The sequence below is a fragment of the Rhizobium sp. PEPV16 genome (assembly GCF_008919455.1).
In the GTDB taxonomy this organism is placed as follows: Bacteria; Pseudomonadota; Alphaproteobacteria; order Rhizobiales; family Rhizobiaceae; genus Rhizobium; species Rhizobium leguminosarum_Q.
This window is the reverse complement of sequence record NZ_VSZV01000082.1, coordinates 1-3,114: the sequence shown is the minus strand read 5'-3', so window position 1 is coordinate 3,114 and position 3,114 is coordinate 1. Positions and strand designations below refer to the sequence as shown.

Below are 3,114 nucleotides of genomic sequence, written 5' to 3'. Positions count from 1 at the left end.
CCTGATGCGGCTGGAGGGCCGGCCGACGATCGTGGGCGCCGTCGCCATCAACGAGGTTGCCGGGGGACAGCAGCAGCCGATGCGGCAATTCCTGATCGTCGTGCGATTTATCGATGGTGCGGCGTTGGATGAATTGAGCCGGGAACAGGGCCTTAACGGCGCCCGCTTCGCGCGCACGGCCGATGCAGACGAAAACGAGGTTGCGTTCCAGATCGACGCCACGGCAAACGGCGAACCGATCGGCTTCATCGTATGGCGGCCCGATCTTCCAGGTTCGAGGGTGATCGGCCGATTGATGCCGGCGCTTTCAGTTGCCGCCTTGGTGATCGCGATCCTGTTCTCGGTCTTGCTGGTGCGCCTGCGAAGCAGTCTCGGCGAGTTGAGGAAAAGCGAGCTGCATGCACGGCAGCTTGCCCTGCATGATGTGCTGACCGATCTTCCCAACCGCGCTTTGTTTGCGATGAGGTTCGACGAGTGCCTGGCCGAGACGCAGAATTCGACCGAGCGCTCGGCAGTCGCACTTCTCGACCTCGACCGCTTCAAAGCCGTGAACGACACATTCGGCCACGCCGCCGGCGATGAACTCATCAGGATGGCCGCGGAGCGGATCCGCTCCTTGCTTCGTCCGGGCGACACGCTGGCCCGGCTTGGAGGCGACGAATTCGCCCTGCTTCTCCGGGACATCAAAGATCATGACCACGTTTTGCCGGCAATATGCGAAGCGATCGTTGCCGAACTTGGCAAGCCCTTCCCGCTTTTAAGGGGCGAGGCGGTCGCGCGCGTCGGCGGCTCCATCGGCGTGACCGTCGTGCCGGACGCCGGGCGGAATGCCGATGACATCATGCGCTACGCCGACGTCGCGCTGTACGAGGCAAAGATGGGCGGCAGAGGCCAGTGGCGTCTTTATTCACCGTCCATGGACGGCGGCAGGAATGCGCGCGACATTCTCAAGAACGAATTGCGCGAAGTTCTGGCCAAAGGCACCGCCTCAGACGCTGACGGTCCGCAATCCGATCCGATTGTAAACGGGCCGGGCTTCGGATCGCTCGAGGTCTATTACCAAACGGTCCATCGCGCTGAGGCAGGATACGCGGCGTCGGGCGCGGAGGCACTCGTGCGCTGGCGTCACAGTCAGCGCGGACTGTTGACGCCTGCCAGCTTCATCCCTGTCGCCGAGGAGGGCGGGCTCATCGACGCTCTCGGTTTCTGGGTCCTGCGCGAAGCCTGCAGAGCCGCCTGCGAATGGCCGGAAGACACGTTCGTTGCGGTCAACGTGTCTCCTGCCCAGCTGAGAAGGCCACATTTCGCCGAGGAAGTCTTCGCCGTTCTTGAGGAGAGCGGCCTGCAGCCGTCCCGGCTCGAGCTCGAGCTTACCGAATCCTCGCTCATCGAGGATAATTCGGACGTTTATACGGTGCTGAAGTCACTGCGCAGTCGGGGTGTTCAGGTTTCGCTGGATGATTTCGGAACCGGCTATTCATGCCTCAGCCACCTGGTGCGTTTCGATATCGACCGCATCAAGATCGATCGTTCATTCGTCTCGCAGCTCGGCACGAAAGCAAACGGGGCGGCAATCATCGGCGCCATCGTCGCGCTCAGCCGCAATCTCGGTATCTCGACGACGGCTGAAGGGGTCGAAACCGAATATCAACGCGACTTTCTGGCCGCCCTTGGCTGCACCGACCTCCAAGGCTACTTCTTCTCCAAACCGGTTCCTCTGCACGAACTTGACTGCTTCCGGAAAGCTGGGAGCACCGCCGGATTGTTGACGATTGCTCCAGGCGCCGTCGCGTAAGGGGCTTCTGATCTTCCGCTGGTCAGGGGAACTTTCGCCCCGTGCGACAGTTGACGCCCCGAAGAGCGGATGGAGGATCTGATGGGCGAGGTCGGCGAGTGGCGGCACCTTTGCGTCGACGTGCAGCGGATGTTTGCCGAAGACACACCGTGGCACGTCCCCTGGATGGCGCGGGTCTCCCCCCAGATCGAAGAGTTGGCCGGGCGGCACCCGTCGCGAACGATATTTACTCGCTTCCTGCCACCCGAGCGTGCGGACGACATGCCGGGGAAATGGCGGGACTATTACCGGAAATGGTGGATGATGACGGGCGAACATCTTCCGCGCGACTTGATCGATCTGGCTTCATCGCTGGCGGCGTTGGTTCCGCCGGCAAGGTATTTCGACAAACGCACATACTCCCCTTGGATCGATGGTCGCCTTCATACGCTCCTTCAGTCGGAACGGGTCGATACGCTGGTTATCTCAGGCGGTGAAACGGATGTTTGCGTGCTTGCCACGACGCTCGGCGCGATCGATCTCGGCTATCGTGTCATCGTGCTGAAAGATGCCGTCTGCAGCGGCGCCGACGATACGCATGACGCGTCACTGGAACTTCTGCACGATCGGTTTTCCGTGCAGCTCGAACTCATCGAGACCGAAGAATTTTTGAGGGGCGTTGGTTAAAGCATGTCGCGCAAAACTGTTCGGCGGTTTTGCGCGAACGACATGGTCTTGGCCCATCCGGCCAATTGCCAGAGATGACCGAGAGGTCGGTCTCAGCGTTTGCCGATCGACGGACTGAACACCATGAGGCTCAGGATCTCAAAGAGCACCTGTGCTGCGGCGTGCGCCGTGTTGGTCGTTGCGTCATATTGCGGGGCAACTTCGACGACGTCACCGCCCACTAAGTTGATCCCTTTCAGCCCGCGTATCAGCTCAAGGACTTCACGTGTAGTCAATCCACCGACCTCGGGCGTGCCCGTGCCGGGCGCAAAGCTCGGATCGAGGCTGTCGACGTCGAAGGAAAGATAGGTCGGGCCGTCGCCGACGATGGATTTTGCTTTGGCAATGACGGCCGCAATCCCCATTCCGCTGATATCCTCTGCGTGGATCACGGTCATTCCCGACGCATAGGAGAATTCCCACAAATATTCCGCCGAACCACGAATGCCAATCTGGATCGTCCTTGTCGGATCGAGCACGCCGTCCAGCACCGCATTGCGGAACGGCCCGCCGTGATGAAACTTCGTCTGATCGAAGGCGCCGCTTGTATCGCAATGGGCATCGATATGAATGAGTCCGACCGGCTGCTGCCGACCGATGGCCTTCAAAATCGG

General features: G+C 60.9%; 3 protein-coding genes. 2 read left to right on the top strand and 1 reads right to left on the bottom strand.

Annotated features, from left to right (window positions below; all coding sequences use genetic code 11):
* Positions 1-1,795 (top strand): EAL domain-containing protein (locus tag FY112_RS00895; RefSeq protein WP_151517399.1); only part of this gene is annotated, 1,795 nt, incomplete at its 5' end.
* Between the two features lie 81 nt (positions 1,796-1,876).
* Entirely contained in the window at positions 1,877-2,461 is a 585-nt protein-coding gene (locus FY112_RS00890; protein ID WP_094088906.1) for a cysteine hydrolase, read from the top strand.
* 92 nt (positions 2,462-2,553) lie between these two features.
* Here the strand turns inward: FY112_RS00890 and FY112_RS00885 are convergent.
* Positions 2,554-3,114 (bottom strand): arginase family protein (locus FY112_RS00885; protein ID WP_181018117.1); only part of this gene is annotated, 561 nt, incomplete at its 5' end.